This window comes from Streptomyces sp. TRM70350 (assembly GCF_019219825.1).
GTDB lineage: Bacteria > Actinomycetota > Actinomycetes > Streptomycetales > Streptomycetaceae > Streptomyces.
In genome coordinates this window covers 1-1038 of sequence record NZ_JAHUXH010000102.1, presented here as the reverse complement: position 1 = coordinate 1038, position 1038 = coordinate 1, and the positions used below count along the sequence as shown (strand labels likewise).

The following is a 1038-nucleotide window of genomic DNA, read 5'->3' as shown; positions in this document are numbered from 1 at the left end:
GCCGAGGGCGTCACACGCCAACTCGAAGAGCTGGTGAGCCACTTGGAGCCCGAGGCGATCGATCTGCTGGACGTAGGCGGCGACGTACTGGCAAGGGGCGACGAGCCGACCCTGAAGAGCCCACTGGCGGACGCCCTCACTCTGGCAGCGTGCTGCCAAGTGAACGCGCCTATCCGACTGTTGATCGCAGGGCCGGGCCTGGACGGGGAACTCCCACTCGACGACATGCGCCGCCTGCTCGGCCCTGTTGTGCACACCCTCACGGCCAGGGATGTTGAGCCAGTCAGCTCGGTCCTGGAGTGGCACCCCTCCGAGGCAACCGGGATGCTCGCGGCGACGGCCCGAGGAGTACGGGGCACATGCGAGGTCAGGGATGCGGGACTTCCCATCCCCCTCACTGACGAGGGCCCGAAGGTCCACGAAGTCGACCTGGACGAGGCACTGAGCCGCAACCAGTTGGCCCGCGCGATCATGACGACGGCCACCTTGGATGAAGTTGAGGCCCTGAGCCGCGAGGTCTGCGGCTTCTCGGAGATCGACTACGAACGCAACAAGGCCCTGTGGCTCAAGGAGCAGCGACCGGTGAAACTGGACGCCGATTCGGTGCTGTCCCAACTCGACCAGTTCGAAGCTGAGGCAAGCAGCCGCGGAGTCACCCACACGACGTTCCGCCGACTCACCGAGGCATTGAGCCTCGACGGCACTCAGCGCGAGGCCCTGCGCCAGCTGCTCATCAACGGTCGACCTGAGCAGTACGCGGCCCCACTGTGGAGCATCGCAGCTACCAGCCGGGACCGCACGAGCCCTACATCATGAGTGCATTCAGGAGCGATCCGGACCTGATCGTGCAGGACAGCACAGGCAACAGCACGGAAGTCGACGTTGCCACGAATCTGCTGAACGGCAGCATCAGGCTGTCGATCCTGTGGACACAAGAAATCTTGCTGTCCGCCGACGCCGCAGAGCAATTGGCGGCCGCCCTGCAACGAGCCGCCGCACAGTCCCGCAGCATCACAGGCGCAACAGCCAACCGGCCAG

2 protein-coding genes are annotated in these 1038 nt (G+C 65.3%); both read left to right on the top strand.

Annotated elements, in window-relative coordinates:
• Nucleotides 1–816 (top strand): DUF1152 domain-containing protein (locus KWI83_RS37750; protein ID WP_218518883.1); only part of this gene is annotated, 816 nt, incomplete at its 5' end.
• A partial coding sequence (locus KWI83_RS37745) for a hypothetical protein (protein WP_218518882.1) occupies nucleotides 813–1038 on the top strand: 226 nt, incomplete at its 3' end. The genes KWI83_RS37750 and KWI83_RS37745, both read left to right, overlap by 4 nt.